This is a genomic window from Enemella dayhoffiae, from assembly GCF_002250625.1.
In the GTDB taxonomy this organism is placed as follows: Bacteria; Actinomycetota; Actinomycetes; order Propionibacteriales; family Propionibacteriaceae; genus Enemella; species Enemella dayhoffiae.
This window is the reverse complement of sequence record NZ_NMVQ01000030.1, coordinates 1-2,657: the sequence shown is the minus strand read 5'-3', so window position 1 is coordinate 2,657 and position 2,657 is coordinate 1. Positions and strand designations below refer to the sequence as shown.

Sequence of the window (2,657 nt, the reverse complement as noted above, 5' to 3'; positions counted from 1 at the left end):
ACCGCCGCCAGCTCCGCCGGGCTCAGATCCCGGTCCTCAGCACGACCTGCGCCTGAAGCGCGGTCCTCGGCATCGCCGGCCGCAGCCGGGCTCGGTGGGCTCATGCCCACCAGTGTGTCGGTCATCACGACTCCTCTCGCCCATCCGGGCGGTAGAGCCACTTACACCGTTCCTGCGACAGTCCCGAGTCCAGCGGGTCGAGATCCTGTGAGCGGTGTATGCCGCGCTACTGGATGGGCGCATGGCGAGGTCAGGTGCCGGTATTGGTTATGTGTCGCGTCGGACGTAGCTGGCGAAGACCTCAGCGAACTCGTCGAGCTGCCGTGTTGCCTCGTCATCGTCGCGGTGGGCGAGCCATGAATCGGTGACTCCGTTGAGTGCGGACAGGATCATGCCGGCCAGTAGGGGAATCGGGATCGCATACGTGACATCTGCTTGGGTGGCGAAACGATTGAGGTGTGCGACGACCTGATCGCGGTAGGCGCGTTGTTCCCATGCAGGCAGTTCCGCTAGATCGGGGTCGCGGAGGGCGAGAGTTGTCAGTTCGGTCAGGACGATCTGGGTCTGGGGGTCTGCCTCGACGGTGCTCCAGTAGCCAGTCAGCAGTGCGTGGATGCTGGCCTTCACATCCCCTGAGGGGTTGATCTGCGCCCATGTCTGATCTAGGTCGGCGGAGATGTCGGTCGCCAGTAGAGCGGCGTACAGCTCGCGCTTCGAGTTGAAGCAGTAGTGGAAAGCTCCGTGCGGCATCCCAGCTTCGGCACAGATCGCCCGCGTCGTCGCCGCCTTGATCCCCTCGCGCTTCATCACCCGCAGCGCTGCCCGAACCAAAAGGGCCTCACGTTCGTTGGCCCTCATGATTCCCCGGCCCGCAGCGGCACTGTTCATAGCAATCGATGCTACCGCAAACCTTGGCCAGTTGACCTTGGCCAGTTGACCTTGGCCAGATGGCCAAACTAGATTGATGTCTCGACCACACGAAGGGGGACAGAGGACCATGGGAGTGAACGAGTCGGGGCGTGCTGGTGTCCGTGAGTGGGCTGCTCTCGGAGTCTTGACGATGCCGGTGCTGTTGATGAGCATCGACCTGACTGTGCTTGCGGTCGCGATCCCTGAACTCAGCGAGCACCTGTCCCCGACGGGAACCGAGCTGCTGTGGATCGTCGACATCTACGGGTTCTTCCTGGCTGCGCTATTGGTACTTATGGGCAGCGTTGGCGACCGGATCGGCCGGCGACGTCTGCTGCTGATCGGCGCTGGTGCCTTCGGGGCAGCATCGACACTTGCCGCGTTCGCATGGTCACCGACCGTCTTGATCATCGCTCGTGCGTTGTTGGGTATCGGGGGAGCCACCCTGATGCCATCAACGCTGGCTCTCATCCGAAACCTGTTCGTCGATCCTGACCAACGCCGCCGAGCTGTTGCAGTATGGGTGGCTGCCTTCGCCGGCGGGGCTGGCCTCGGCCCCGTGGTGGGAGGTCTCCTCCTTGAACATTTCTGGTGGGGATCGGTGTTCTTGATCAACGTCCCGGTCATGCTCATCCTGCTGATCGCGACCGTCTTGCTCGTCCCGGAATTCAAGGCCGCCCGCCGCGGACGCTTCGATCTGATCTCGGCTGCTCTTTTGGTGACGACTCTGCTCTTGGCCGTCTACGCACTCAAGGACGCCGCCGAACATGGTTGGGGAGCCCAGCACGCCCTGTGGTTCCTGGCAAGTGGCGTCCTGGGAACAGTCTTCGTGCTCCGTCAGCAGCGACTGGCGGAGCCCCTGATCGATGTCAGCTTGTTCCGGTCACTTCCGTTCAGCACCGCAGTTCTGGCCAACCTGGCCGGGGTGTTCGCCCTCACCGCCCTGTTGTACTACCTACCGCAGTACCTCCAGTCAGTGCTCGGGAAGTCACCGTTGCAGGCCGGATTGTGGGCGCTGCCGATCGCCTTCGGAGCGATCTGCGGTTCCATGCTGGCAGCGCCCCTGATGAGGCTGCTGCATGCCGGATGGCTTATCGGCGGCGGACTGGTGCTGGCCGCCCTCGGCTACATCACCGTGGCTCAACTGGGCCTCGAACTCAACTCGCTCCTTGCCTTCAACGGCGGCCTGCTCATCGGCACCGGGATCGGCATCGCCGACACCCTCTCCAACGATATCATTGTTGCCACCGCACCGGCTGACCGTGCCGGAGCGGCAGCAGGGATCAGCGAAACCGCCTACGAGCTCGGCGGCGCGCTGGGCACCGCCACACTCGGAGCCCTCGGCACAAGCCTCTACCGCCAAGACGTGACCGCAGCCATCCCTGCCAACACTCCTCCAGACATCGCACAGCATCTGACCGAAACCATCGGCTCGGCAGTCGCTATCGCGGAACACATGCCAGACCGCGAAGCCACAACCATCCTCGACATCGTCCGCCCAGCGTTCACCGACGCCATGACAACCGCCTTCACAGCCGCCAGCGCTATCTTGGCCATCATCGGAATACTCGCCGCCACCATGCTCGTCACCAAGCACCGCACTCCCGCTAGTCGGCTTGGTGGGACTGTCCGACGAACGGTGTAAGTGGCGGTTTCCATGTCAGCGGTCCTCGGCGGCTGGCATGCGGTCTGCGAAGGTGATGGCGAAGGCGTTCAGCGCGGGCTTCCACCTCATCGTCCATCTTGTC

Annotated in this window: 2 protein-coding genes; one reads left to right on the top strand and one right to left on the bottom strand. The window is 63.4% G+C overall.

Going from position 1 to position 2,657, the window contains the following annotated elements; translation table 11 throughout:
- Positions 1-267: 267 nt before the first annotated feature.
- The gene (locus CGZ93_RS12675; RefSeq protein ID WP_176451757.1) at positions 268-888 is read right to left on the bottom strand and encodes a TetR/AcrR family transcriptional regulator; all 621 of its coding nucleotides are present in this window, start codon (positions 886-888) and stop codon (positions 268-270) included.
- 172 nt (positions 889-1,060) lie between these two features.
- Between CGZ93_RS12675 and CGZ93_RS12670 the strand changes: the two genes are divergently transcribed.
- Positions 1,061-2,554 (top strand): MFS transporter, encoded by a 1,494-nt coding sequence (locus CGZ93_RS12670; protein WP_229117425.1) that lies wholly within the window; start codon positions 1,061-1,063, stop codon positions 2,552-2,554.
- Positions 2,555-2,657 lie beyond the last annotated feature (103 nt).